A 26,435-nucleotide genomic window follows, 5' to 3' on the forward strand; every position below is an offset into this window, starting at 1 on the left:
TTCTCTGCGCCTCTGCGGTTAGTAAAACAAGAGTTTTGGCCTTAACTGAACCGTATTGAAATAAACTAAGGCTGTAATGCCTTAAACCACTTATTCAAAACTGTGCTGATGGTTTTCTTAATCTGATGATTACGGCTCCACTTCTGGAATGCGACTTCATACTCTTCGCCTTTCAGTTGAAAGGTATTCCAGACATCAAACCCTACAGGCAATCCGCAGAATAGCAAAATGTAGAGCGATCCAGAAATTCCGCCACCAGTGATTAAATCGACTAGTATAAAAAAGCCATTGAAAATTGCATAATTCCCTAGACGCTTCTGAAATCTTCTGATGCGGTAAGCTTCAAAAGCCTTTCGCTGTTGGACTTGACCCTGTTGTACCACCCAATCGCGTTCTGCTAACTTTAAAGAATCAGGTGAAATTTCTAACTCAGCAGCAATTTCTAATATCTGCTCATAAGAAAATTCTGTATCTTTGTCGTCAGCTTGACGAGCGATCGCTAATTGCAGAATTTGTTGGACATCATCTTGGCTATAAGAGCGGAGGCTCTTGGGTTCAAATGTCGTCATAATTCTTTCTCTTATATTACTTTTAATAGAAATTTGCTGCCCGATAGATTTTAAGCAGCTAGGCCAATACTATTTCCATTATTCCTACATTAGCAAATCTATTAGTCATTAGTCATTAGTCATTAGTTACTCTCCTCTGCTCCCAGCAAGAACTGCCTCTACTCCCCACTCCCCACCAATATAAAGACTCTCCAAACATCCAGATATTATAAGATTCAGCAGAGGATAATAACGAAGTAACAAGCACTAACTAAGCAGTAAGAAGGATGTTAACTCAATGTTTGGAGAAAATGGATCGATTCGTACTCTATCGGTAGATATTGGCGGCAGTGGCGTTAAGGCGATGGTTTTGGATATTACGGGGAATCCTGTAACGGAAAAGGCGCGTTTAGATACACCCCAACCTGCTACACCAGAGGTTGTAATTAATGCAATTATTGTGTTAGCAGCCGCTCAAGGTGAATTTCATCGCGTTTCGGTCGGTTTTCCCGGTGTGGTACGGTGTGGAGTCACGGAAACTGCGGTAAACTTACATCCAGATTGGATCGGATTTGATTTGGAAACAGCATTATTAAAACACTTAAACAAACCTGTACGGGTGATTAATGATGCAGACATGCAGGGATTTGGTGCGATCGCAGGTAAAGGTGTCGAACTAGTGATTACTCTGGGTACGGGGTTTGGTTCGGCTTTATTTGTGGATGGTAAGCTGGTGCCGAATATGGAAATGGGACATCACCCGTTTCGCAAAGGAGAGACTTTCGAGCAGCAGTTGGGGCGTGCAGAGTTAGAAAAAATTGGTGATAAAAGATGGAATAAGCGTTTAGAAAAAGCGATCGCATCCTTGGAACACCTGTTCAATTATGATTACCTTTACATTGGCGGCGGTGAAGCTGTGAGAGTGAATTTACAGCTACCGTTAAATGTCAAACTCATCCCCAATATCACTGGTTTATTAGGCGGTATTGCTTTGTGGCGAGATGAAAAAAGGTAAAAACTTTTTCAGTATCCACAACTGAGCGTACTAAGTGATGTCTCTGAGCAGCTACGCCTACGCGCTTTTTCTTAAGGTGCATCCTTTCTGAAAATTTCAAAATGAACTACAATGACTGAAATTGGCCTGATGATGACGGGCGTGTTAACAAATAGACTTGCATCTGGAGCCAATTTGCCACAGCAGCAATTAGTTCAGATGGAGAATGACGTAAACCAGTCAAAACAGAGTCAGTTAGAGATAACTGCTCAAGTCACACCACCTGAATTAATGCAGACAGATGGGATTTCTCAGGCTTCTCCCTCAGCGATCGCACCAGAGAAAAAACATATACTTAAGAAAATCAGCAAAAAGAATCCGGGACTAGTTTCTTCTAACTTAGGTGAGTCTAATAAGTATTCTCACTCTGGAGGTAAAGTTGGTACAAAGGCTACAGGACAGTTCCAGAAGTTTAGTAGCCAACCTCTACCGACTCTTTATTTCGGTAGTTCTGGTATTGCTGTCAGAGCCTTACAACAGCTATTAGTGGCTAACGGTTATGCCGTTAGAGTGGATGGGATTTATGGCGCATTGACAGAGACTGCTGTCAAAGCCTTTCAAAATCAGCAGAATTTAGCAACAGATGGAGTAGTTGGTCAACAAACTTGGCGGGCGTTGACAATTTAGTTAGGAGTAGAGACGCGATTAATCGCGTCTCTACATACCAAAAATCCTTAATCCAAGCGTATTGAGTTAAATATGGAACAGCTTATCCCTTCTAACTTATTATCGGTGCTTGTGCTGCTCTAATAGCTGTTGCGCTCTTGGCTTGTAAATTAAATAGAATAAAGCCTCAAGATAACGTAACAAATCTTCCCGGTTCTCCTTCGAGGTAAAGTTCCAGAAGCCATAAATCCGTGCTAATGATAACAGCTTGCTAGTGTGAATTTTCCAAGTATAGGTGCTATAAACTCGGTCAATTCCTCGCTGCGAAATTTCATTCCAATAGTTAGAATTTTGTTCGCATTTTGTGATAAAGTCCACAATTTTTACGGCTGTCTCATCTAATTTTGTTGGGTTAATCAAAAAGCCATTAACCTTATCTTGAATAATCTCCAGTGGCCCACCAAACTGTGTGGCAAAAGTCGGTAATCCTGAAACCATCGATTCTAAAATTGTCAAACCAAAAGCTTCAAATAAAGCTGGTTGTACAAAAATTCCTTGATGATCGGCAATGACTCGGTAAATTTCACCAGAATCAGTTTTAGTTAGGCGCACACCTAGCCAACGAATCTTGCCGTGGAGATTGTACTCGTCAATGATTTTATAGAGTTTAATAATTTCGTCACGTTCTTCGTTGTCGCCTGATTCTTCGACACGCAATTTACCCGCCACCAAAATTAAATTGCAATGCTCTTGTAATTCTTTACTTTGACCATAACATTCAGCTAAACCTGTGAGGTTTTTGATGTGGTCAAGACGCGCCATTGAGAAGAGAGGGCGCTTGTTAGGATCGTCGAGTTTGCCAAAGATTTGCGCGGGGTCTTCTAGAGTAAAGAGTGTTTCTGCAAGGCGTTGGCGATCGCTCTCTACTCTGTCTTTAGTTCGGGTGTAGGGGAAGTAATTATTTTCGTTTACTCCAGGCGGTACAACATTAAATTTGGGACTAAATAATTCAATGCCATTGGTAACATGATACAACTCCGGCATGGTGAAGCACTTATAAGACTCGTACTGTCCCACACTATCCGGTGTTCCCACAATTTCTTGGTAGGTGCTGCTGACAACAAAATTAGCAGCATTCATTGCAATCAAGTCAGCTGTGAATTGCAATGAAAAATGATATTTATCCTCTAATTCTTGCCAGTAGAGGTTACTGAACAAGTATTTAGATTTTTCTAAAGCATGAGCAACATTGCATTGGGTAACTTTTAGCCGTCGCGCCAGCAAGAATGCTACTAAATTTCCATCAGTATAGTTGCCAACTATTAAGTCAGGTGTGCCGTGAAATTCTGCCCGTAGTTCTCTTTCTGAATCAATGGCGAAAGTTTCTAGATAAGGCCAAAACTCAAACCGAGAAATCCAGTTTTGAGTCATGTTAGGATTAAATTCCCGTAAAGGGACTCGCAAAATCCAGGCATTTTCGGTATCGTGGACTTTTTCTAGCCGTTGATTACAAAGGGTGCCATCACTATTAGGAATCAAGCGGGTGAGAATAATCACCTTTGGCTCGACATTCAATTTCTCTAAACCCGCAAGCAGGACATCTTCTTGTAGCTGCTTCTCTAGGCTCTTTGCCTGGTCAAGGACGTAAACTACCTGACCGCCGGTATCGGGACGACCCAAAACTCCCTCTTGCCCAAACCAACCGTGGGCTGACACCAAGACGATTCTAAAAATCATTGGGACACGAGAAATGAAGGCTTCTAGGGTCTGGGGATCGGCAGAATCAATCAATTCATCGAGAATATTTAAAGTTTCCCGAACTCGCCCTGCGGTGTTACCCCAACCCGGTTCAAAACCCATTGACTGCAATTGGAACCGGAATTGTTCGTAAGGTTCCTCTTCGGGGCGATTATTAACAAAACTGATAGCTTTCTTAACTTGCTCGGAAAGTTGCTGCTGTGATTGAATGCGATCGTTAAGCAGCAGTTGCACACCGTTGTAGTGGTGCAGGCGCAGGAAATTCAATAAGCTGTTCAGCAATTGTTTGGAATCTTGAAATATTTTGCTGGATAGATAGCGGTTGAGGAATTGCACCCCTTTACCAATATTTTTGGGGTCGCGGATGACTGGAGTGTAGTCATAAAACGGGCCGAAATCCAATTCTAGCAAGCCGCCGTCGTTAGGATGAAATTTGTCCACCAAGCGATCGCGCAAATCCAGCAAATCCTGTACCGTCATCGGCTCAATGTTTAAGTCTGATGTCAACCAATAAACTTCTTGGCTGGCAATCTTAGAACGGATGATGAAACAAAAGTTTGAGTCCTCCTGAATAATTTCTTGAGTATAGTAAATCAGTTTGCCTAACTCAGAGGAAGTGTAATAAGCCTGCGGTTTCTGGGACTTTGAGCAATACTCACTATATACATTAAGGATGTCGTTCCGCAGCAAATACTTCTTGTCTTGTTGGCGTAATTCACTAAGAAAGGAACGCAAATCACTTTTTTCTTCACTATCTAAGACTGCTTGAAGCAATTCAGACATGACAACTCCACTAGATGACGATGTTTGCATTGTTAACTTTTAAGGCGAGACTAATAAGCCTCAACCTTTTTTTAAACCAGATATAAACACGAAATAACACAGATAAATATGATTTATCTGTGTACCTACAAATATCAACTTTTCAGCAGGCACTTAAACCGTGTTCTTCTTTACTTAAAGTATCTATGACTCAGTATTTTTGACTCTAACTAAAGGAATACAATTTTTGTTTCTTTTGATAGAGGTTAGAAAATCAATGCATTATTATAGTTGGGGCACAATATGTCACGCCCTCAATTGCTTTATCTAATCCTTACTAGGGACTTCCAAATAAAAAAATATCCAGTTAACTTCTGTGGGGTGGGCGACACGAGAGCCATATAAACTGGGCGGGCGAGACGCCCACTCCACAATATTGGATAATTTATTTCTTGGAGTTCCCCTATATCATTTATTTACGTGTATCTGATTATCTCCACACCGAGAATGTCAAGATTTAGCTATCAAGTTCTGTAAGGCTTGTAAATCAATACTTTTTTAAATTATTCCAGGGTATTAATATTGATTTTTATAGTGGATATAGATGAGCTATTTTGCGGATTTCATCATAGCTTAACTTCTCGTAATTTGGTTAACAAGTAATTGTATTGCTATTATCTATTTTCCAAGGCTTGACATTAGAGGGATCAGTTTTTGCGAAAAATTAAATGCAAAACTTACTATGTACTCAAAAAACCTAAGTACAAGGTAGGAAAGCAAACTTGATTTTGAACAATACAGCACCGATTGATGTGTCGATTGTATCAATTGAGATTTGGGTTTTTAGACCCGCAGGGGTTGCAGGTAGATTGTTAGCTCTTGCAACAATAAATGAATTGATACCAACAACTATATCCACTGGTTTAGTACAGGCATTTATTGTGTCTGATACAACAGCTACATCTTTGGAAAAAGTATCTGAGAAGCCAGAAGCAAAGCTTTGCTTTGAAGTAGGGGTTAGTTTACCTTGAAGCAATAGTCTAACGGTCACGTCAGCACTACCTCCCTTAGGCACATCTGCAAACCCATTATACAAGAGGCTAATGGGCTGAACCTTAAATCCAACAGGTACATTAAGATTGATCCGCAGGGTGCAGCTTTCTGCTACAACCTCAGTAGGTGGAGCTATAGCTTTAAACTTAGAAAATACTATTGAAAGAGTATCTCCATTCAAAATTGCCTCTGGTGTTACAAAGATATTTCGGCAGTGAAAAAAAGTTACTGGAAATTTTTTAAACTCAAATGCGCGTGTTGGTCTGGATGCAATATTCGGGGGTATATTGCCTTCAGTATTGGCATTGATTGTCACGGAAGTTTGCGCGCTAGCTGATAATGCAGAAAACATCCCAGAACCGACTAAGACCAGAAAACTTAGCTGTTTACCTAACTGTTTGATAAATTGCATACATTAATCTCCATTAAAGTAATTCGTAATTCGTAATTCGTAATTCGTAATTAAGTTTTGTAATGGGGATTTAACCCCAACACAAAACTTGCCGGTTTTAGAACCGGGGGACTTAAACCCACGGAACTAGTTAAAAACAAAATTGATAAACATTAATGGGTTGTCTTGCAAAGCGGAGTAAACACATTATAGCTTGACGTTAGCATGATTAAGTGATTTAACATAATTCTTAAACTTAATGAATACTGAAGAAATATAATCTATTTCAACAAATATTTATTGTGTCGTTATTCATTCTGGATTCCAACATTTAAAAGCAAATTTTCACTCATATTTATTTTTATAATCTGTGATTTTCAGTTCATCAATATTCCAAAAAGTTGACCCAAAGGCAGAAAACTTGATGGGATTGACACGTTCACGCACCGCCTGAAACGAGATTGGATTCACAAGACAGAATATCGGCAACTGTTCAGCAACGATTTGCTGAACAGTTGCCATAAATTGCCTTGCGTTTCCTCTCATATGATGTCGGCTAGATTACTTATTAAACCTGAAGAACCCTACGCCGCCAAAGCTAGCTATGCTTTGTCTCCCCTCCCCGCTTTTCGGGAGGGGCTGGGGGTGGGGTGCAATGACTGTGGAAATCATAACTAATTATACGGACGTGATATGACTAGTCCACAATAAAGATAGAAGATTAGCGCTCTTTTATTACTTTGAAAAAATCAAATATTTGTAGGTTGGGTTGAACTTTAGTGAAACCCCAACCAAATGAAGGATTCTTGGTGTTGGGTTTCGTTCCTCAACCCAACCTACCCTTAGATTTATAAAAACTAGTCCAAAATAAAGATAGAAGATTAGGTTTAACATCTGCACCGGGAACACCAAATGCACCGACATAACAATCCCAATCTCGACGAGAGAGTAGCTTTTGCAATACTACATTAAAACTGACTATCTGCATATCTACTTTGATACCAATTTGACTGAAGTCTTGTTGGATTTGAACTGGTGTTTGGTGAGTTGGGAAGATTTTTTCCTCACTCCTAAAAGGCAAGAGAGGGTTTTTGGTTAGATTAGTCAAAAATTTATCGCTGTTTATCCTTGGAAAACAAGGCTTTCAGAGTTTGGCACAAGATCCATTTAGGCAAGGGGTTTAATGTGTTGGACCAAAAGAAGTGGGTGACGAGGGATTTGAACCCGCAACCAATAGATTAAGAGTCTACTGCTCTACCGTTGAGCTAGTCACCCGCACGAATAGTTATCATAGCAGACTCCTGACAATTTAACTAGTGCCGCGCCCAAAAAACTAATTAGGGACTTCCAAATTAAAAAACATCCAAAAATCTCATAAAACAATCTTCTCTCATCTTCCTTTCTCCGTGTTCTCTGCGCCTCTGTGGTAGCCTGCGGCAAGCCGATGCAGCGTCTACGTTTTCTTGGATAATTTATTTCTTGGAAATCCCTTAAAGGGGGAATTTGACAGTGAAGGTGGTTTGACCGGCTCCACTCTCTACATAAATTGAGCCGCCTAAATGTCTGACCATTTTCTGGACTAATGCCAATTCCAGTCCCGTGCCGCTATGTTTCCAAGGATCGTGTTTGGAAAGGTGATAGAATGGCTCAAATATCCGTGACAGTTCATTGCTAGTAAGCTCTAGTCCAGAATTGCTAATATTAAGCTCTACTGCGTCCGTTATGAGGTGAGCAGAGACTGTGATAGACTCACCTGCTGGGGTATATTTGCAGACATGGTTGAGTAGTTCGGTGATAATCCTCTCCATATCTGTGATATCTGTCTCTAAAAGCGGGAGTGCAGGATCAACACTCAGGTTTAACTGCTGTCGCTGGCAGTTGGTGAGGTCGCGAAAAGACTCGACAATGGGGTGAAGCCAGCTTTGTAAATCAATGGCAATCAAAGTTGGGGGATCGGGTTCGGCTTCTAGATATGTGAGTGTGAGTAGGTCGTTAATTAACTTGCTTTCTCGCGCACACTCGTTATGCAGAATCTGCAAGAGTTGTGGAACTATTTCTATCTCTAATATTTCTGCTGGTGTGAGGACACTTTCGAGAGTTTGGACTGCAAGGCTGATGCTAGTTATTGGTGTCCGCAGTTCTTGGGACAGGTTTCTGAGAAATTGGTTTTTGAGCCGATCGCAATTTTCTAATTCTTTTACCTGTGCCTGGTTTTGTTTGTAAAGCTGGGCTTGACGAATAGCGATCGCACATTCATTTGCAACCTGCTGCACTAACTCGATTTCAAATTCATCAAATGCCTCTTGTGTCGGTCTTGTCAACCAAATATTTCCCAAAATCCCTTGAGTATCGAAAATGGGACAAGCCATCTGGGACATAACCAATAGCTTTGGTTCCCATCCCGGCACAATTTCCAAAAATTGCAATGTTTGTTTTTGCAACAGTGGCTGATAAACTTCAAGACGGTCTGCAATCTGTTTAGTCAATCCTTGACACTGAGGTAAGTTAGTGGTGTACTCGTAGGCAATAGTAACCATTTGGCAGGTGCTATAGAGTTCGATTTGGCAACGAGCAAGGTTCAGTAACTCTGCTAATTCCTGAGTCACTGTCTGCAATACCTGAGTTTCATCCACACTGTCGCGGATTTGTTCTGTCATGCGTCGCACCAAGGCTTCAAAGTTTCGTACCTGCTGCAACTGATTTTTGTGCTTCTGTTTTTGCAACTGCAACTTTGCTTTGAGATCCTGGAACTGCTGACGAAGTTCTGCTTGTTCAGCAGCAATGCCGATTTGAGTTGCCAACTGTTTAAGTAAATCGGTTTCTGTTTGCTGCCATTGACGCGATTTGTGGCAATGCTGGGCAATCAATAGCCCCCACATATCTTGCTCTTTGAAAATCGGCACGACTAGATTGGCTCTCACCTGCAAAGATGCCAGAAAATCTATATGGCAAGGATGCAACCCAGCTGCATAAATATCTTCAATAACTTGAATGCAACCTCGCGCGTAGTGTTCTGGATGTTTGTCACTGAAGCAGGGATCGGTAATGTTTTTTCCCAACAGGGGATCAGTCACAGTTGATTCGGCAATGATTACCCCACTACTATCAGCCTTGAAGCGATAAATTAGGACGCGATCGCAATTCAAAAATTGCCGCAGTTCAATTGTTGTCTGATGCAGAATTGTCTCTAATTCTACAGATTGGTGAATTCGTCCGGCGATCGCTTCTAGCAGTTGTTCCCGTTCAACCTGAAGTCCAACTGCTTGTTCTGCTTGCTTCACAGGAGTAATATTGCTACTAGTACCAATCAGTCGATAAATCCGAGAGTTAGCATCCCGTAGCGGGGTGAGAGTCGTACTCCACCAAGTCTCAATCCCTTGGAATTGCAAACATTGTTCGTAAGAAATAGTTTTGCCAAATAGCACACATTCAGCATAATGTTGACGCACCTTAGCAGCATCGTTGGGGGAGAGAATATCCTCTGGTTTTTTACCCCGGAGATCATCTGAGCGAATGCCTATCCATCGCTCATGAGTAGGATTAAGTGCCACATATCGAAAATCTCCGTCCTCCAGAACATCAACTACAAATATTGATGCTTGCACAGAATCGTACATGCTCAGTAGAAATTGCTCACTACTACTTTTCTCATCTACTTCTGTGCCGAAGAGAATCTGAGGTGGTGATAATTTTGTCAACTCCATAGTTGATTCCATTGGATTTATATTCATGCGAGAGTCCCTGTCTGGTATTACTGACTCTTCTAGGCGCTCTCTTGTTGTTAAGCTTGTAGTAGATGCACTTTAGCGCCTATAGCAAAGTCTTGTCAGCTGTTGCTCATCGAAATTTGGATCTTTCTCTACTTCTTGTCAGAAATCTAGGAAAGCTAATAAAAGTCAGCTTAACAAATCCTGCTTTTTGAAGGCGAAAATACATTTGCAGGTTAGGGCAAACTTATTGAAGTTGATTTTAAACAGTTTTTCAAGATTGTTGCATATACTTAAGTGTAAACCTCAGTATACATCAATTAAATTTATAATTCTTAATATAGGGAGTGGGAAAACTCACAATCGCAATTTATGAGCATTCATTCCGGTGAGGATACCAACCAGCAGCCAAGTAATAGCTAATCCCATGACTTCACCTAAGAATAACTGCATCAGGCGGTGTAAAATCATGCCAATAGCAGAACCCACGGGGACAGCAACAGCCCAACTAGCCGAAGAGACAAATATCCATCGCCACGCGTTATGCTGGGGAATTGCTAACCATTGTGTTAATCCAATGCCCAAGCCGCCAAGCGCCCCAGAAACAGCCCCAGACAAGATTCTCACAGGGAAAATCTGAGTGCTAGGGACTATCCAACCCACCGCACCAATACCGATCGCGGTGATAATACTCCAACCCAAAAGACTTGACAAAATCCACCTGATACAATATGCAGGTTCTTTGAGAAGACAACCTTGAGGAAGTGCGATCGCAAATCCACCGATAGCTGCTTCTACTACTCCAATATCAGGTTTATCGCCGACTTCAATAAAGAGTAAACTCAATAAAAAACCGCCAAAAGTAGCGAAAGTCCACAGCAATATAAAGCCAAATCTAGTATTTTCCGACGCGAATGGCATCAAAGTTTCTTTGTTTGTAATAGTCTGACAGTTTTAGCATTAAACAGATCAAAAAAACCTTTGCGTCGCTGTTGGGGTGATTCGGGTACAATGTAACCCCAGAGACTCTCCCAGTAAAAAAAGGAGATCCCGTCAAAATTGCGATCGCGCACCACTTGAACTTGTTCTCTAATTTGTGCCATTTTCACAGGATGACGCACCGTTCCCGTTGATATCCCAATACCTACAGGAATTAGACTTTGAGCCAATTTTATCGATGGAAGTTCTAGTTGAGCGATAAAAGAGTTTTTGTCATTTCGATACACCTGCAAAATTAACTCATTAACTAAACCTTTTTTTACCCAATTTTCCCAGTCTTGCAAATAGTATTTATAAGCAAAAGCTTGATAGTTAGGAGATAAAGATATTATAACTTTGGGTTTAACAGCCTTGACAGCTTGATAGATTTCTGCCATAAAATCAGTAATTTTATCTGCCCGCCACCGCATCCACTCTGAGTTAAAAGGATCAGTTGGGGGACTTTTGCCTTGATGCTCTTGCTGGTATAGTTCAATAGTGAAGCGATCGTAGCCAAACTGTACCGGCATCCCAAAATGATCGTCAAGCTGAATACCATCCACATCGTAATCTCTGACTACTTCTAAAATTAGCCCTTGAATAAACTCTTGAACTTGCGGATGTAGGGGATTCAACCAAGCCACCTTACTTACCAAAACATTATCAATTTCTTCTGGTGGAGCATCTTGGGTAGATTTTATACCTTCTTGCCCTATTGTTAACCAGTCGGGATAACGCCTTGCTAATTGTGAATAATGCGGCGTCATAAACCCGTATTCAAACCAGGGAATGACTCTCAAATCTTTATTTTTAGCAAGTGTCACTATCTTTGCTAAAACATCCTGTCCACCATGCATAAAGTTGAGCAAAGGCTGAGTTTCCGAACCTGTAGTCATTTTAGCTACAGCACTCTTATAAAAAGTATGTCCTCGGTTCCAAACTACAGGATAAATTGTATTAAAGTTGAGAGTCGATAATTGGTTTATAGCACGGTTAATACCCCAAGGAACAAATAGTACACCGCTAGCAACATTAGTGAGCCAAACGCCGCGGATTTCTGTAGTTAAAGGACTTATTTTTTGGGAATCAACTGGCACTGAAGAGACTGAAGAGAGCGAAAAAACTGTTAAGGTGGCTACTAATCCCAAACACAGTAAGTAAGAAACACAACGGCGAGCAACCCGATTCATTTGTAAGCGTGACCTAGTGCGATCGGAATATATATAACTACAAAATAAAGTTGTAATCCTCCGGATGATGTAATTAACAAATAAATGATGATTTTATGCCAATATGTAAATTAATAAATGTGCCTTAGTGGACAATTCTCGCTATTTTGAATTCTATGAAATACAAGATGCCATAATGTACGTACTTTCCCCAGATTAAGCACACCCCTCACACTCTCGTTCCCAGCCTCTGGCTGGGAATGCCCCTCATTGAGGCTCCGCCTCCTATACTAACTTGAGGCAGAGCCTCATATAACTACATTCCCTGGCAGAGCCAGGGAACGAGAGAATATACCAAAACCTGATAACTCCAAACGTACAGACGCGATTAATCGCGTCTCTCCTAACTTTTAAAATCGTTCCACACCTTCAAATTGCTTGATAGCCGATGCATTTGCGGCTTCACCACAAGTTCGTGGTGTGGGGAATATCTTTTCAGGATTTGCTAACCCTTTTGGATTAAAAACTTGCCGTACCCATTGCATAGTTTCTAAATCAACTTGGCTAAACATCTGTGGCATATAGCACTTTTTCTCTTCACCAATACCATGTTCGCCAGAAATACTGCCACCAACTTGGACACAAAGTTTGAGAATTTTTCCACCCATTTCTTCTACTTGTTCCAATGCTCCATGCACAGAATTATCATAAAGAATTAGCGGATGAAGATTACCATCGCCAGCATGAAATACATTAGCAACACGATAACCATATTGTTCACTTAAAGTCTGAATTTCGTGCAGAACATAAGGCAACTGAGTCCGAGGAATTACACCATCTTGTACATAATAATCTGGGCTTAAATGTCCAGCCGCAGCAAAAGCGGCTTTGCGTCCTTTCCATAATTTCAATCTGGTTTCTGGGTCAGTAGCAGAAGTGACATTTCGTGCCCCATTCTTTTTACAAATTTCAATAACTCGCTGCTTATTTCCTGCAACTTCTACTTCTAAACCGTCAATCTCTATTAGCAAAATGGCAGTAGCATCGCGGGGATAACAATTAGTTGCTACAACATCTTCAACAGCATTGATGCTGAAGTTATCCATCATTTCCATACCACCAGGAATAATCCCGGCGCTGATAATGTCAGAAACAGTTGCTCCAGCTGCTTCAATGCTAGTAAAATCTGCCAACAGCACACAAATTGATTCTGCACTTTTGAGAATTCGCAAAGTAATTTCTGTAGCAATTCCTAAAGTACCTTCGGAACCAACAAAAACACCTGTTAAATCATAACCAGGCATTTCTGGGATTTGTCCGCCTATATCGATAATTTCCCCTTCCGGCGTGACAATTTTTAATCCTAAAACGTGGTTAGTAGTAACACCGTATTTGAGACAATGTACGCCACCAGAATTTTCGGCAATATTGCCCCCAATAGAGCAAATAATTTGACTGGAAGGGTCAGGAGCGTAGTAAAAACCAGCACCACTTACAGCTTGTGTTACCCAACTATTAATCACCCCTGGTTGGACAACTGTTCGTTGATTTTCTAAATCAATACTGAGGATTTGCCGCATTAAGGAAGTGACAATTAAAACAGAATCTATGACTGGCAAAGCGCCACCAGATAGACCAGTACCAGAACCGCGTGCTATGAAGGGTATAGAGTATTGGTTGCATATTTTTACAATTTCTGCAACTTGTTCTGTAGTTCTGGGTAACACCACCACAGCCGGACGTTGGCGATAACCAGTTAAACCATCGCATTCATAGGTAATGAGTTCTTCTCGGCGTTGCACCACACCATTTTTGCCAAGGACAGCCTCGAATGCTTTGATAATCGGTTTCCAGTTGAGTTGTTTTTTATCTTGGGTAAGCATAGTTTTTTAAAGTTCAAGGTAGATGTTTACAGGTTGCTTAAAATTAAAATTACTTCCTCAGATGAATTTAAAGCCATTAACGTAATACCAGCCAATCCAGGAAATTTATCTACATAATCTGCTTGATTGCGATAAAGTCGTAACTTTGCTAATTCTTTTGCTAACAATTGACGCTGTGGTTCGGGACTAATATCAAATTGGTCACTGACATACTTGTGAGCATTACCTGTTGTCGGAATTGAATGCCCTTGTTGATCGCGCAGGTAGTTTCGTGCTTCGATAAAAGCTGCATAGTACGCTCGACTGATGGCCGCACGAAACTTAGCTTCTTGATTGGCAGAAGTAGTTGCAGCACCTGCTAGCTCTTTAGCTACTTTAAGATACTCAGACCAATCAAAACTCATCTGGATATTCTAAAAGCGTAATCAACTGACTTCGTACCTCGTGTGTTGTATTATTTAACCACCAATCCAGATCCATTTGTTTTTGTCTTGCGATCGCATCATCAGGATCAAGCTTCATCAGTATAGATAATACCAGTAGCACGTAGTCGATGATTTCTGGATCTGGAACAACTTCCAGAAATAGTTGGGAGTCAGGGAAGTAGTGGCGAATTTTGTCAGGTGCTTCTAGCAGCACGGGAATGAGAAACGGATGTTTATCCAGAAATTCTAAAACTTCGGTGCGCTCTCGGAAGGTGTATAACTGCTCAATGGTTTGGATATCGGCGGGAAAAATGCTAACTGCGGTGTCTGTCATGGCATTTTACAGGCTGCTGTTGATGGCTGTGTTTACTATTGTTGCAAGAATAGCAGCTAAGGGGGGAGTAAAAGGCGATCGCATAATTTGAGTACGGAAGCTGCGATGTCTCTTAAGGAGTACGTTGAATGATGGTAGAATTCAGATATTCTCTTAATTGTGGGGCTACAGTAACATAGAGTCAGCCATTTAACAGCAGAGGGTGAAATGACTTACCAAGTTTTAGATTCCACCTCAAAATTAATTGCAAAGCTGCAAACCCTAGCACCCGAACAGCAACAACAGGTGCTAGATTTTGTGGAATTTCTCGCACAAAAATATGCTCAACCTCAACAACCACCCCAGAAACGGGTACTAGGTTTAAATCAAGATAAGATTTGGATAAGTGATGATTTCAATAAACCTTTACCTGATGAATTTTGGTTAGGTGAAAGTGAGGAATGAAACTGTTATTAGATTTTATAGTAATCATTAATCAATAAAATTCCCAGTCTTATCAATACAGTAACCCTCTCCACCAATTTCTACCGAGGCTAACCCACCATAAAAGCACTCAGCCTCATCAAACTGAGGTTGGATAATAAATACCCCTTTGATATTTATATAACCAAACTTCCCACCAATCCTTACTGCTGCCAGCCCTTGTGAAAAGAATTTAGCTTCCTCAAATTGAGGTTTCATTCCACACTTTACCCGAAGTTATTTCCTGGCTCAAGTCATGCCCATCAATGAATTCTTGAACTAGATAAAATTCTTGCTTTTCCTGAAAATAAGCGTAAAGTTTGGGAATGTGGTTGTGATTTTGACTCAATTGGTAGAGAATTTCTCCTTCTTTCTGGAACAGGCGCAAAATATCTGAATTAGGAATATTTCGATTCCTTTCGTTGGGCTGAAGCCGCTTGACAACGCATTTAGGCTTAGGGTTTGTAGGGATATCTAAATCTTCAGCCAAATAGGTTTCTCCAAAACCACCAGATCCCAACTTATCAATGATTTTGTAGTGTTGCCGTAGTGTTCTTCCAATCATTGCGCTGATTCTACAGACTTTTATCTTTAGATTTTCACACAACCTACCCAGTTATTGCAGCTCAAAGACTACGCACTCTCTCATCCCCAATCAATTAACCTAGAAATAACGCTCTCAAATACTGGATAAAATCATGGTTCAGCAAGTTCTAATCAATGATGATGATTACTATGTGCCAGATGCCAACCAGCTAGTCACTGAAGATGATACACCTGTGGACAATTTTGCTTCTGAAAAACAACAACGTCTCTTGGTTGGCTCTCTTTACAGTTCTTTACAAAGCCAGAGTTTTTTAGCAGCAGCGAATGTCGGAGTTTACCATACAGACGGTCAACCTGCAATTGTCCCCGACGTTTTTCTCAGCTTAGATGTGCAAGTGCCTCAAAATTGGTGGGAAAAACAAAATCGTTGTTATATGGTTTGGCGTTTTGGCAAACCTCCAGAAGTTGTCCTAGAAATTGTCTCTAATAAAGAAGGTGATGAACTTGGCAAAAAGCTGAAAATTTATGAACAAATGCGGGCTAGTTACTACATCGTATATGACCAGAATCAGCAATTAGGAGAAAAACTACTACGCGTTTATGAACTTAGAGGAAGGCGCTACTTTGAAACTTCAGAAAATTGGTTAGAACAAGTTGGTTTAGGCGTAACTTTGTGGGAAGGTAAATTTGAAGATAGACAAGATACTTGGTTACGCTGGTGCTACCAAGATGGTAATGTTTTATCGACTGGAGATGAACGCGCCGAACAAGAACGACAACGCGCCGAACAAGAACGACAACGCGCCGAACAGGCAGAACAACGTACCCAATTACTAGCAGATAGGCTACGGGCTATGGGTGTAGATCCCGACAATCTGTAGAACACTCACTGTAAAGACGCAAAAAACTTTGCGTCTTTGCATGAGTTTATAATTATCACGAAGTGCAACTTATAAACTCATTTATCCGATGCCAAACTTTCTCTAATAAATTAGGATCATCTGCATCAAACCATTCAATTTTTGGATAGGCTCGAAACCAAGTACGTTGTCGCTTGGCAAATTGTCGCGTATGCAAAATTGTCAATTCTTTCGCCTCATCTAAGGAAATATCCCCAGCCAAATATTGCTTGATTTCTTGATAGCCCAAAGTATTCAACAAAGACAAATCAGCGCCATATTTTTGACAAAGATGCTCCACTTCAGCAACCAAACCATTTGCTATCATTTGCTCAGTACGCTGTTGAATCCGAGCAAGCAACTTTTCAACATCGCAATCTAAACCAATTTGCAAAATCGGATAATTGGGCGGATTCTCCCCTTGCTGTTCTGAAATGGGATATCCAGTAACATAATATACTTCTAATGCTCTTAAAGTTCGGACTAAATCATTGCCATGAATCTTTTGTGCTGCAACGGGGTCAACTTGTTGTAACATTGCATAGAGTTGAGTTTGACCAAGAGATTCAAGCTGCGATCGCAATTCAATTTGTGGTGCAACTCTCGGAATTTTCATCCCTTGAACAATGGAACGGATATATAAACCAGTGCCACCAACTAAAAACACTGGTGTAACACCAACAGAAGCAATTAAAGCTTGTGTTTGCTGCTGATAGTCTGCTACTGTCATGATATCTGCTGGATCGCAGATATCTATTAAATAGTGCGACACCAATTTTTGTTCAGCTACAGTTGGTTTTGCCGTCCCTATATCAAACTCACGATAAACTTGACGAGAATCAGCACTGAGAATTACAGAACCCAATCGCATCGCCAAAGCCAAAGCCAAACCCGATTTCCCCGTTGCCGTTGCCCCACAAATCACAATTAATTTAGTCATTAGTCATTAGTCATTAGTCATTAGTCATTGGGCATTGGGCATTGGTAAATAATCTTCCCCGCCCCCTGCCTCCCCTGCCCCCCTGCCTCCCCTGCTCCCCGTGCCCCTCTTCCACGGTAGTGCAACCCCAGTATAAACTTCTCTAGAAAATGCCCTACAGACGCCAGCAAGGCTTTTGTGTTACAATTTTGGAGTGTTTTTACTTTTATTTGCCTTTAGGCGATTTCAACCCCACGCATCAGGAGAGTTTACATGACGAGCAGTTACAGTGCCGATCAGATTCAAGTTCTGGAAGGTCTGGAAGCCGTCCGCAAAAGACCAGGAATGTACATCGGTACGACTGGGCCGCGAGGACTCCACCATTTAGTTTACGAGGTGGTGGACAATTCAATTGATGAAGCTTTGGCGGGTCATTGCACTCATATAGAGGTGGATATCAACGCTGATGGTTCGGTGACTGTAACAGATGATGGTCGCGGTATTCCCGTCGATACTCACTCGCGCACCGGAAAATCGGCTTTGGAAACCGTAATGACGGTACTACACGCCGGTGGTAAGTTTGGCGGCGGTGGCTACAAAGTTTCTGGAGGATTACACGGGGTTGGTATTTCTGTTGTTAATGCCCTGTCTGAGGTTGTAGAAGTTACAGTTTGGCGAGATAAAAAAGTTTATCTCCAACGCTATGAACGCGGTATCCCAGTTAGTGAACTGGAAGCAAAGCCTTACAAAGAAGCTAGAACTGGAACTTCTGTCACTTTCAAGCCAGATACCCAAATCTTTACAACTAGCATTGAGTTTGATTACATCACTTTATCCGGTCGCCTACGGGAATTAGCGTATCTGAATGCAGGTGTCAAAATTACCTTTACTGACCACCGTTTAGAACTACTAAAAAGCGATACACCGAAAGTAGAATCCTACAATTACAAGGGTGGTATTAAAGAATATATCGCTTACATGAATCGTGAGAAGCAACCACTGCATGAAGAAATTATCTATGTGCAGGGGGAACGAAACAATGTACAAGTGGAAGTTTCTTTGCAATGGTGTACTGATGCTTATACGGATAATGTGCTAGGTTTTGCTAACAATATTCGTACAGTAGATGGTGGTACGCACTTAGAAGGGTTAAAAGCAGTTCTGACTCGGACACTAAATGCGATCGCTCGCAAGCGCAATAAAATTAAAGAGAATGAACCTAACCTCAGTGGCGAACACGTCCGTGAAGGTTTGACTGCGGTAATTTCCGTTAAAGTCCCCGATCCAGAATTTGAAGGACAAACTAAGACTAAACTCGGTAACACTGAAGTTCGGGGGATTGTTGATTCTTTAGTGGGAGAAGTCCTCACTGAGTATCTAGAATTTCACCCGGCGATCGCAGACTCAATTTTAGATAAAGCTATCCAAGCTTTCAAAGCCGCAGAAGCAGCGCGTCATGCACGGGAATTAGTTCGGCGCAAATCGGTACTGGAATCTTCGCCATTACCTGGTAAATTGGCAGATTGCAGTTCTCGTGATCCCAGCGAATCTGAGATATTCATCGTGGAAGGCGACTCAGCCGGTGGAAGTGCCAAACAAGGACGCGATCGCCGTACTCAAGCGATTTTGCCTCTACGTGGTAAAATTCTTAACATTGAAAAAACCGACGATGCCAAAATTTATAAAAATAACGAAGTTCAATCGTTAATTACAGCCCTCGGTTTAGGTGTCAAAGGTGATGAATTCGATTCCACTCAGTTGCGTTATCACCGCATAGTCATCATGACGGATGCTGACGTAGATGGAGCGCACATTCGGACTTTGTTGTTAACATTCTTCTATCGATATCAACGAGCGCTGATCGAACAAGGCTTTATTTATATTGCTTGTCCCCCACTGTTTAAAGTAGAACGGGGACGTAATCATGAGTACTGCTATAGCGATCGTGAAAAAGATCAAGCGATCGCTAAATTCCCTGCTAACGCCAACTATACCATCCAACGCTTCAAAGGTTTGGGTGAAATGATGCCACAACAACTCTGGGACACCACAATGAACCCAGAAACCCGCAAAATGAAGCAAGTCGAAATTGAGGACGCAGCCGAAGCCGATCGCATCTTCACAATTTTAATGGGCGATCGCGTCGCCCCCAGACGAGAATTTATCGAAACCTATGGTTCTAAACTCAACTTCACCGATTTAGATATCTAATATCAATTCTCTGGCACGACTCCAATAATTTGTGACATTGGTAATGGGTGAAAACGTATCACCCATTACCTTTTTTATATCCAAAACTCCTATAAAAAGTACCTTTTTTGAATGATGACAAACTACGAAACACATGAAGTCAATTCGCAATACTTCGACTGCGCTCAGTACAAGTTCGCTTTTTCGCCCATTCGGAATTAAACTAAGCCCGACACAACGGGCAGAGGGTTTCAACCTACCAAGAGAATACAAGGATTTTTTCGCTTGACTTCGGGCGAGGTTTTGAACCCTTACTTTTTCAATAAATATGACTTACGCGTTGACAAGAAATACCAAATATGGATCAAGGTTAAAAACCAATACAGTTCAGATAAGACCAAAACACTTGTACAGACGGCGATTTATCGCGTCTTGTACAGACGGCGATTTATCGCGTCTCCAAACCCACGATTTTGTAGAAGTAGCGCTTAACTGAACCGTATTGGGTTAAAAACCATATCTTTCCTAATAAAAAAATTAGGTTGCCTTACCACGTAAGCGGTAGGTCAGTGCAACATAACTACAAAAATTCTAAATTTTTCACTTAGTGAATAATCATATAATTTGCTTATTGTCAATATTTTACAAAAATTCAATCTTCTACTGTTAGCTAAACTACCAACTTTATAGAAGTTTAGTTAAGATAATACTCTTTGCACAGACTGGCTGATTTATTTTGTCCACCAGCAAGAAACACATTTGTTATGCTTTAAGAAAATAACTGAATCTCATCTATCAAACAGCAATTAATAAGTATTTTGAGGATTTCTCATAATAAGATGACCGAAACTTACCGAAATAAAAGTATTGAAGTTTACAACTTACTTACGTAAGCCAAGTTTATAAGCAAATCATCAGGCAATCTTCTGGCTTCTCTTTGTTCGAGGTAATGCCTACTGGAAGCGGACACCATCTGGCAGCAAACTTGTTAATATCTTCATGTACTGCCGTGGCGATCGCTATTGTATCTGATGTATCTAATGAACTTTTGCCTTAAATAAGACTATACTGGCGAGTTCACACGACAAATTCTTTTTGTATTGATTAAAATATCCTTGTATACAATAAGAAAAGTTTGTCAAGTTTCATAGGGCTGAAATCGCCACAGTGCGCTAACGTGTGAATAAGACCAAATTAGTTAAACCTAAATTGATCTGCTATCAGGTCGATTCTGCCAGAGCCTCAACTCCTCAGTTAAGGTAATTAGTACGCAGAAGGTTAACTGCTTTAAGGCAAACACCATCACCCTTGTTGTATTTACCCAAGGTCAAGAACCGCTTTAGTCTAAGGAATGCGTAATTTGTGAAGGAAATGTAAAAATGGGTAGATTAAGACAAATGGTCTGAGTTCACATAAAATTCACTCTTCCTAAGTAATGAATGTTGTGTAAAATACATGAAATTCGGCAAAAGCAAACGTACTTACTTTGTAATGTAATAAGAGGGTCACTGCAATTCTGAAAAGTGGAGAAAAATTTAAGAGTATAACTCCTGTTTTGAATGTCTTTTTGGTAATAGTGGCTAAAAATTGCTTTAGAAGTTCATGATTAATACACAAAAAGAGTGCAACTTCTGTGAAACAGGCTACAATCGGAAGAGTCTTTCTAGGAAAATCTGCCAACAGTCTGAACTCATTAGTATAGAGTGGCAAATTTTTTGATAAAGGCGAGTCTTTTTTTTGACCAGTTAGTTGAAAGCATTGTGTGATAGCAACACACATAACATTTACTAAGATGAGCAAGTCACTTTTAGTAATCGCTTAAACTAATTTTAAAACCTCCAACCGGAGGTGTAAAACGTCCGAAAATATCTCTGGCAAATCTGCCAAAAAGCTTATTTTCGGTTAATGAATAGCTCGTTTAAAAGAGCATTAAACACATCTTGTCTTGAGTAATTGATTCTGCAAGGAGCATGAGGAACGCGGCATGAACCAGGCTAACAACGTACTCGAAAGCATATATCAGCCTGACCTAGAAATAATAAATCAGCCTGAGCTCGAGTTAGAAGAACTCTTAATAGACGATGAAGAGGACTTGCTGATCATCGATGAAGGTGACGAGGAATTTTTAGAGCCTCAGTCTGATGAGGACGACGCAAAGTCTGGAAAAGCCGCTAAATCGCGTCGTCGGACACAAAGCAAGAAGAAGCACTATACCGAAGATTCAATTCGGCTTTACTTGCAAGAAATTGGTAGAATTCGGCTGTTGCGGGCAGACGAAGAAATTGAATTGGCGCGGAAAATAGCCGATTTGCTGGAATTAGAGAGAGTCCGCGAAAGACTGTGTGAACAGTTAGATCGCGATCCTCGTGATAGTGAATGGGCAGAAGCAGTACAACTACCTTTGCCAGCTTTTCGTTATCGCCTCCATGTTGGTCGCAGGGCGAAAGACAAGATGGTGCAATCTAACCTCCGTCTTGTAGTTTCAATTGCCAAGAAGTACATGAATCGTGGTTTGTCGTTCCAGGACTTAATTCAGGAAGGCAGTCTCGGTTTGATTCGTGCCGCTGAAAAGTTTGACCACGAAAAAGGTTATAAGTTCTCCACTTATGCTACATGGTGGATTCGTCAAGCAATTACCCGCGCGATCGCAGATCAATCACGTACAATTCGGCTTCCAGTTCACCTTTACGAAACCATCTCTCGGATTAAGAAAACTACCAAGTTACTGTCTCAAGAAATGGGTCGCAAACCCACTGAAGAAGAAATCGCCACTCGCATGGAAATGACCATTGAGAAGTTGCGGTTCATTGCTAAATCTGCCCAGTTACCCATTTCATTAGAAACACCCATTGGTAAAGAAGAAGATTCTCGGTTGGGCGATTTTATTGAATCCGATGGTGAAACGCCAGAAGACCAAGTTTCCAAAAACCTTCTGCGCGAAGACCTTGAAAAAGTCCTCGACAGTCTCAGCCCTCGTGAACGCGATGTACTCAGACTACGTTACGGCTTGGATGATGGTCGGATGAAGACTCTTGAGGAAATCGGCCAGATTTTCAACGTCACCCGCGAACGCATTCGCCAAATTGAGGCGAAAGCACTCCGCAAGTTACGCCACCCAAATCGTAACAGCGTTCTCAAAGAGTATATTCGGTAGTCAATTAGTCAATAGTCATTAGTCATTGGTCACTTGTACTGAGCGTTCGCGTAGCGTCTCGTAGAGAAGCCGAAGTATTAGTAAATAAACAAATGACAAATGACAACTGACAAATGACAAAACAATAAAAAACCTGGTAGTGAATTAGCACTCCAGGTTTTTTTATTTATAGGTCATCTTAGATATTAAAACTTACAGGATGCCCCAAAAATGTAGAAAGCCTTGACCAGAAAAAAGCTCAACCAAAATGGCTGCTGAAAAACCAATCATTGCCAAGCGACCGTTCCAAATTTCTGCTTGTGGGGTAAAGCCCCAGCGCCAAGCGTTGCGGTCTTCAATTACAGGAGTAGTTACTTTTGTTGTGGTTGCGTTTGTCATGGTTCAGACTCCAAGCTTAATTTTTAAGGTTTATTGCCTTATGTAAACTAATATAACAAATATTTTAATAAAGGCAACATGTTTTATACTTTTGTTTCCATACCTTGACATAAATAGGAATAGCTATTTATACAGATTAAAACATCAGCCTTCAGTTAGATTTACTGAGCTAGAAGAAATGTTATTCAGACTTTTACTGTGATAGACAATATTATATTTATTGAGATTTATCAAAAATTTTGGTTGTATTTGCTGATTTTTTAGAGAGTTTGTTATTTTAAAATTAAAAATTATTGAGAATTAATAGATATATTTGGAGTCAAAAATACTGTCCAGATCCCCGACTTCTTCAAGAAGTCGGGGATCTAAATCCAGGTTAAATAAGCACCATTCCAATATTTTCTGCCGCCAGTTCCTGAGGCGGAGCCTCAAGGACGGGCATTCCCAGTCGGAGACTGGGAACGAGATAAGCTTTAGATAGTTTACGATCGCACTTCAGCAACAGTAATGATTTTTTCATCACGGTTGAGTTGGAGAATGCTTTCACCTTTGACATCTCTACCTAAAATTGGCACCGTTTCCACAGGTATCCGCACTACCCGCTCCTTATTCGTCACTAAAGCTACCTCGCCAGATGCGATCGCCATGACCATCCCAGCTAAATTGTCAGTTTTGCTGGCAAATTTCAGCGCTTGCGTGCCTAAATCGCCGCGATTAGCTGCTCTTAGCTGACTCGCAGGCATTCGCTTGGCATATCCTTCTTGGGTAACTAGCAGCAGATGGTCATCTTTACCGACAGTGACACAGCCAACCATTTGCTGATTTTTCAATAACCGAAATGCTTGTAAACCCATTGCTGTGCGTCCCATGATCGGTAATTGTTCATCATTGACTGCAAAACGCAACAGTCGCCCACCGGAACTAGCTAAAATCAGATGCTCCCCTGGTTTAGTGAACTGGGTAAATGACAATTCATCATCGTCTTTGAGCTTCAAAATCGTGATTCCGCGCCGAGTCAAGTTAGTAAATTCTCCCAGAGACAGCCGCTTAATTCGTCCCTCTTTTGTTAAGAGAATCATCTGCTTAGTTTCGAGATTTTCCGGCAGCAAAAAGCGGCTGACTACAGCTTCTTGAGCGCCTTGAGCAGTACTACTGAGCATGGTAATCAAAGGTTTTCCCCGTGGAGAACGGCCAGTGGTTGGGGGAATTTCTCCCACCTTCACAGGATAGACTTTGCCGCTAGCGCTTAGTACTAGCAAGTCTTTCTCTGTGTCAGTCAACACAGTTTGGATAATGAAGTCATTATCATGCAGACCATTTTCACCTTTTGACTTTTTCCCCGATGGCTGGGTGCGCCGCACATAACCTCGTTGGGTAAACTCTAAAATTGCTTCCTCTGCTGGTTCAGAAGATTTAAGTTCCTCCTCCTCTGCCCCTCTGCTCCTCTGCCCCTCTGCTCCTCTGTTCTTCTGCTCCTCTGCTTTAGACTTTTGCTCCTCTCCAATTTTCGTCCGTCGGGGATCGCTGTACTTGCGCTTGAGCGATCGCAAATCTTTTTTCAGTGCCTTGAGTAATTCGCGGCGATCGTTGAGTAATTGCTCCAATAAGCTAATTTGTCCACTTATCTGCTCAAATTCCTGCTGCAAATTTTGCTGTTCTAAAGTAGTGAGGCGGCGCAACGGCATAGCCAGAATTGCATCTCCTTGTACCTCACTCAAATCTAGTCGGCTACAAAGGTTAATTTTTGCCGTACTGCCATCGGGAGCTTGGCGTAAAATTTCAATTACCTGATCCAAATTAGATAGTGCTTTGAGTAAACCTTCCACCAAATGCACACGACTTTGAGCCTTCTCCAACTCGTAATTGTAGCGACGGTTCAGCGTCTCTTCTCGGAAACTCAAAAACTCCTGCAACAGTTGACGCAAACTTAACTGGCGAGGTTGTCCATCCACTATTGCTAGGAGAATTGCCCCAAAAGTCATTTGCAAAGCAGTTTGGTGATACAAATGCTGGAGAACTTCTTGGGGATTGGTATCGCGTTTGAGTTCAATTACCACCCGCATTCCTTCGCGATCGCTTTCATCTCGAAGATCGGAAATTCCTTGCAAACGACCTTGATTTACTAAGTCCGCTACCTTCTCAATCCAGGCAGCCTTATTTACTTGATAAGGCAATTCTGTAATGATAATTGCCGTCCGTCGCTTACTTCCCCTAGTGGCTGGAATTTCCTCCAGAGTCGCAACTCCCCGCAGCATAATCCCACCTTTACCTGTGGTGTACGCTTCCCGAATTCCCGCCTCACCAATTATTTCCCCACCAGTGGGAAAGTCTGGCCCTGGAATTAACTCAAATAATTTTTCATCTGGCATATCTGGGTTGTCGATTAAGGCAATTAACCCATCAACAACTTCTCCCAAGTTATGAGGTGGAACATTCGTCGCCATTCCCACGGCGATACCAGCACAGCCATTGAGCAACAGAAACGGCAACTGAGCAGGTAAAACCGTTGGTTCTTGCTGGGAATTATCGAAGTTACCGACAAATTCCACAGTTTCTTCGCCAATTTCTGTCAGCATTCCCTCATGGCTGATGGGTGCGAGGCGCGTTTCTGTGTAACGCATCGCTGCTGGCGGGTCATTATCGACACTACCAAAGTTACCGTGTCCTGCTAGTAAAGGATAGCGGCTAGAAAAATCCTGTACCAGCCTGACTAAAGCATCGTAAACTGATTGATCGCCGTGGGGATGGTATTTACCCAACACATCACCCACTACACGGGCACATTTTCGATAGGGTCTATCTGGTACTAAACCGAGTTCGTGCATGGCATATAGAATGCGCCGATGCACTGGTTTTAAGCCATCACGCACGTCTGGTAGCGCTCGCCCGACAATCACGCTCATGGCATATTCTAGATAAGACCGTTGCATCTCGGTGTGCAGGGCTGTTGGAATTACCTGTCCCGTTGAGAGAAGGTTTAACTGTTTTGCCATGAGTTTTTTCCCTGAAATTTAACTACACTAAAGTCGGCGGAACTCAATATTGCAGCAACCACAGCATAACGGATGAAATGGGATTCCTAACAAAATATTGATAGTCATAGAAGAAAAAGCAGTAGTATCATCCTTGATGACAGGATGTACATTGACTATTAAAAAGGAAACAGATACCTGGTAGCTGTTTTAATCGAATGATAATCTGTTGCACACTTAATTTGTG

The 26,435-nt window shown here is 41.5% G+C and carries 23 protein-coding genes and 1 tRNA gene; 6 read left to right on the forward strand and 18 right to left on the reverse strand.

All coding sequences use genetic code 11. The features are described from left to right. Positions 1-65 precede the first annotated feature (65 nt). Positions 66-569 (reverse strand): 2TM domain-containing protein, encoded by a 504-nt coding sequence (locus tag D1367_RS07200; RefSeq protein ID WP_118165189.1) that lies wholly within the window; start codon positions 567-569, stop codon positions 66-68. A gap of 277 nt (positions 570-846) precedes the next feature. On the opposite strand from D1367_RS07200, the gene D1367_RS07205 reads away from it, so the two are divergent. Both D1367_RS07205 and D1367_RS07210 read left to right on the forward strand, forming a co-directional pair. Next, a complete protein-coding gene (locus D1367_RS07205; RefSeq protein ID WP_118165192.1) occupies positions 847-1,563 on the forward strand; it encodes an ROK family protein in 717 nt (238 codons plus the stop codon). A 111-nt stretch (positions 1,564-1,674) separates the two neighbouring features. Next, entirely contained in the window at positions 1,675-2,229 is a 555-nt protein-coding gene (locus D1367_RS07210; protein ID WP_118165194.1) for a peptidoglycan-binding domain-containing protein, read from the forward strand. A gap of 99 nt (positions 2,230-2,328) precedes the next feature. Here the strand turns inward: D1367_RS07210 and D1367_RS07215 are convergent, their stop codons facing one another. The 11 genes from D1367_RS07215 to D1367_RS07260 all read right to left on the reverse strand — a co-directional run bounded on the left by D1367_RS07215 (position 2,329) and on the right by D1367_RS07260 (position 14,668). Beyond that, positions 2,329-4,749, reverse strand: a complete 2,421-nt coding sequence (locus D1367_RS07215) for a sucrose synthase (RefSeq protein WP_118165196.1) — start codon at positions 4,747-4,749, stop codon at positions 2,329-2,331. A 736-nt stretch (positions 4,750-5,485) separates the two neighbouring features. After that, positions 5,486-6,193: a DUF4360 domain-containing protein gene (locus tag D1367_RS07220; protein ID WP_118165198.1), complete on the reverse strand. Its 708-nt coding sequence runs from the start codon at positions 6,191-6,193 to the stop codon at positions 5,486-5,488. A 324-nt stretch (positions 6,194-6,517) separates the two neighbouring features. Next, on the reverse strand, positions 6,518-6,694 hold the full coding sequence (locus D1367_RS30575) for a hypothetical protein (protein ID WP_181985094.1): 177 nt from the start codon (positions 6,692-6,694) through the stop codon (positions 6,518-6,520). Positions 6,695-6,998: 304 nt separating this feature from the next. Continuing rightward, positions 6,999-7,280, reverse strand: coding sequence for a hypothetical protein (locus D1367_RS32095; protein WP_228674604.1), 282 nt, complete (start codon positions 7,278-7,280; stop codon positions 6,999-7,001). A gap of 95 nt (positions 7,281-7,375) precedes the next feature. After that, a tRNA-Lys gene (locus D1367_RS07230) sits at positions 7,376-7,447 on the reverse strand. Between the two features lie 215 nt (positions 7,448-7,662). Continuing rightward, the gene (locus D1367_RS07235; RefSeq protein WP_118165202.1) at positions 7,663-9,903 is read right to left on the reverse strand and encodes a PAS domain-containing sensor histidine kinase; all 2,241 of its coding nucleotides are present in this window, start codon (positions 9,901-9,903) and stop codon (positions 7,663-7,665) included. Between the two features lie 333 nt (positions 9,904-10,236). Next, positions 10,237-10,800, reverse strand: coding sequence for a hypothetical protein (locus tag D1367_RS07240; protein WP_118165204.1), 564 nt, complete (start codon positions 10,798-10,800; stop codon positions 10,237-10,239). Beyond that, the gene (locus D1367_RS07245) at positions 10,800-12,047 is read right to left on the reverse strand and encodes a glycoside hydrolase family 10-like protein (RefSeq protein ID WP_118165207.1); all 1,248 of its coding nucleotides are present in this window, start codon (positions 12,045-12,047) and stop codon (positions 10,800-10,802) included. The genes D1367_RS07240 and D1367_RS07245 overlap by 1 nt, the downstream gene beginning before the upstream one ends. 389 nt (positions 12,048-12,436) lie before the next feature. Continuing rightward, on the reverse strand, positions 12,437-13,909 hold the full coding sequence (glcD, locus tag D1367_RS07250; RefSeq protein ID WP_118165209.1) for a glycolate oxidase subunit GlcD: 1,473 nt from the start codon (positions 13,907-13,909) through the stop codon (positions 12,437-12,439). 26 nt (positions 13,910-13,935) lie between these two features. After that, positions 13,936-14,313 (reverse strand): HEPN domain-containing protein, encoded by a 378-nt coding sequence (locus D1367_RS07255; RefSeq protein ID WP_118165211.1) that lies wholly within the window; start codon positions 14,311-14,313, stop codon positions 13,936-13,938. Then, positions 14,303-14,668, reverse strand: a complete 366-nt coding sequence (locus D1367_RS07260; protein WP_118165214.1) for a magnesium transporter — start codon at positions 14,666-14,668, stop codon at positions 14,303-14,305. The genes D1367_RS07255 and D1367_RS07260 overlap by 11 nt, the downstream gene beginning before the upstream one ends. Positions 14,669-14,875: 207 nt before the next feature. Between D1367_RS07260 and vapB the strand changes: the two genes are divergently transcribed. After that, positions 14,876-15,112 carry a type II toxin-antitoxin system VapB family antitoxin gene (gene vapB, locus D1367_RS07265; protein WP_118165216.1) on the forward strand — a complete coding sequence of 79 codons (237 nt, stop codon included), beginning with the start codon at positions 14,876-14,878 and terminating at the stop codon, positions 15,110-15,112. A gap of 27 nt (positions 15,113-15,139) precedes the next feature. Here vapB and D1367_RS07270 read toward each other — a convergent pair whose 3' ends face one another. Together D1367_RS07270 and D1367_RS07275 are read right to left on the reverse strand one after the other, a co-directional pair. Further along, a complete protein-coding gene (locus D1367_RS07270; RefSeq protein WP_118165218.1) occupies positions 15,140-15,349 on the reverse strand; it encodes a WG repeat-containing protein in 210 nt (69 codons plus the stop codon). Continuing rightward, on the reverse strand, positions 15,333-15,695 hold the full coding sequence (locus D1367_RS07275) for a protein kinase domain-containing protein (RefSeq protein WP_118165220.1): 363 nt from the start codon (positions 15,693-15,695) through the stop codon (positions 15,333-15,335). Before D1367_RS07275 ends, D1367_RS07270 begins: the two co-directional genes overlap by 17 nt. A 133-nt stretch (positions 15,696-15,828) precedes the next feature. Here D1367_RS07275 and D1367_RS07280 point away from each other — a divergent pair, with 133 nt between their 5' ends. Then, complete coding sequence (locus D1367_RS07280; protein WP_118165222.1) at positions 15,829-16,557, forward strand: Uma2 family endonuclease; 729 nt, start codon at positions 15,829-15,831, stop codon at positions 16,555-16,557. Positions 16,558-16,612: 55 nt separating this feature from the next. On the opposite strand, the gene miaA is transcribed toward D1367_RS07280, so the two are convergent. After that, the gene (gene miaA, locus D1367_RS07285; protein WP_118165225.1) at positions 16,613-17,515 is read right to left on the reverse strand and encodes a tRNA (adenosine(37)-N6)-dimethylallyltransferase MiaA; all 903 of its coding nucleotides are present in this window, start codon (positions 17,513-17,515) and stop codon (positions 16,613-16,615) included. A gap of 252 nt (positions 17,516-17,767) precedes the next feature. Between miaA and gyrB the strand changes: the two genes are divergently transcribed. Together gyrB and rpoD are read left to right on the forward strand one after the other, a co-directional pair. Further along, entirely contained in the window at positions 17,768-19,705 is a 1,938-nt protein-coding gene (gyrB, locus tag D1367_RS07290; RefSeq protein ID WP_118165228.1) for a DNA topoisomerase (ATP-hydrolyzing) subunit B, read from the forward strand. Positions 19,706-21,668: 1,963 nt separating this feature from the next. Next, a complete protein-coding gene (gene rpoD / locus D1367_RS07300; RefSeq protein ID WP_069073375.1) occupies positions 21,669-22,838 on the forward strand; it encodes an RNA polymerase sigma factor RpoD in 1,170 nt (389 codons plus the stop codon). 192 nt (positions 22,839-23,030) lie between these two features. On the opposite strand, the gene D1367_RS07305 is transcribed toward rpoD, so the two are convergent. The 3 genes from D1367_RS07305 to gyrA all read right to left on the reverse strand — a co-directional run bounded on the left by D1367_RS07305 (position 23,031) and on the right by gyrA (position 26,209). Beyond that, on the reverse strand, positions 23,031-23,216 hold the full coding sequence (locus D1367_RS07305) for a chlorophyll a/b-binding protein (RefSeq protein WP_118165232.1): 186 nt from the start codon (positions 23,214-23,216) through the stop codon (positions 23,031-23,033). Positions 23,217-23,592: 376 nt separating this feature from the next. Next, a complete protein-coding gene (locus D1367_RS30580) occupies positions 23,593-23,736 on the reverse strand; it encodes a hypothetical protein (RefSeq protein ID WP_181985235.1) in 144 nt (47 codons plus the stop codon). Further along, positions 23,699-26,209 carry a DNA gyrase subunit A gene (gene gyrA / locus D1367_RS07310; protein ID WP_118165234.1) on the reverse strand — a complete coding sequence of 837 codons (2,511 nt, stop codon included), beginning with the start codon at positions 26,207-26,209 and terminating at the stop codon, positions 23,699-23,701. Before gyrA ends, D1367_RS30580 begins: the two co-directional genes overlap by 38 nt. Between the last annotated feature and the right edge of the window lie 226 nt (positions 26,210-26,435).

Source organism: Nostoc sphaeroides, assembly GCF_003443655.1.
Lineage (GTDB): Bacteria > Cyanobacteriota > Cyanobacteriia > Cyanobacteriales > Nostocaceae > Nostoc > Nostoc sphaeroides.

Bases quoted from the DNA above. Each gene is read 5' to 3' on its own strand.
- D1367_RS30575 (WP_181985094.1), bottom strand. From the start codon at position 6,694: ATGGCAACTGTTCAGCAAATCGTTGCTGAACAGTTGCCGATATTCTGT.
- D1367_RS07275 (WP_118165220.1), bottom strand. From the start codon at position 15,695: ATGATTGGAAGAACACTACGGCAACACTACAAAATCATTGATAAGTTG.
- glcD (WP_118165209.1), bottom strand. From the start codon at position 13,909: ATGCTTACCCAAGATAAAAAACAACTCAACTGGAAACCGATTATCAAA.
- D1367_RS30580 (WP_181985235.1), bottom strand. From the start codon at position 23,736: ATGAAAAAATCATTACTGTTGCTGAAGTGCGATCGTAAACTATCTAAA.
- gyrA (WP_118165234.1), bottom strand. From the start codon at position 26,209: ATGGCAAAACAGTTAAACCTTCTCTCAACGGGACAGGTAATTCCAACA.
- D1367_RS07210 (WP_118165194.1), top strand. From the start codon at position 1,675: ATGACTGAAATTGGCCTGATGATGACGGGCGTGTTAACAAATAGACTT.
- D1367_RS07270 (WP_118165218.1), bottom strand. From the start codon at position 15,349: ATGAAACCTCAATTTGAGGAAGCTAAATTCTTTTCACAAGGGCTGGCA.
- D1367_RS07235 (WP_118165202.1), bottom strand. From the start codon at position 9,903: ATGAATATAAATCCAATGGAATCAACTATGGAGTTGACAAAATTATCA.
- gyrB (WP_118165228.1), top strand. From the start codon at position 17,768: ATGACGAGCAGTTACAGTGCCGATCAGATTCAAGTTCTGGAAGGTCTG.
- D1367_RS07205 (WP_118165192.1), top strand. From the start codon at position 847: ATGTTTGGAGAAAATGGATCGATTCGTACTCTATCGGTAGATATTGGC.
- D1367_RS07255 (WP_118165211.1), bottom strand. From the start codon at position 14,313: ATGAGTTTTGATTGGTCTGAGTATCTTAAAGTAGCTAAAGAGCTAGCA.
- D1367_RS07215 (WP_118165196.1), bottom strand. From the start codon at position 4,749: ATGTCTGAATTGCTTCAAGCAGTCTTAGATAGTGAAGAAAAAAGTGAT.
- D1367_RS07245 (WP_118165207.1), bottom strand. From the start codon at position 12,047: ATGAATCGGGTTGCTCGCCGTTGTGTTTCTTACTTACTGTGTTTGGGA.
- miaA (WP_118165225.1), bottom strand. From the start codon at position 17,515: ATGACTAAATTAATTGTGATTTGTGGGGCAACGGCAACGGGGAAATCG.
- D1367_RS07200 (WP_118165189.1), bottom strand. From the start codon at position 569: ATGACGACATTTGAACCCAAGAGCCTCCGCTCTTATAGCCAAGATGAT.
- D1367_RS07280 (WP_118165222.1), top strand. From the start codon at position 15,829: ATGGTTCAGCAAGTTCTAATCAATGATGATGATTACTATGTGCCAGAT.
- D1367_RS07220 (WP_118165198.1), bottom strand. From the start codon at position 6,193: ATGCAATTTATCAAACAGTTAGGTAAACAGCTAAGTTTTCTGGTCTTA.
- D1367_RS07305 (WP_118165232.1), bottom strand. From the start codon at position 23,216: ATGACAAACGCAACCACAACAAAAGTAACTACTCCTGTAATTGAAGAC.
- rpoD (WP_069073375.1), top strand. From the start codon at position 21,669: ATGAACCAGGCTAACAACGTACTCGAAAGCATATATCAGCCTGACCTA.
- D1367_RS07240 (WP_118165204.1), bottom strand. From the start codon at position 10,800: ATGCCATTCGCGTCGGAAAATACTAGATTTGGCTTTATATTGCTGTGG.
- D1367_RS07260 (WP_118165214.1), bottom strand. From the start codon at position 14,668: ATGACAGACACCGCAGTTAGCATTTTTCCCGCCGATATCCAAACCATT.
- vapB (WP_118165216.1), top strand. From the start codon at position 14,876: ATGACTTACCAAGTTTTAGATTCCACCTCAAAATTAATTGCAAAGCTG.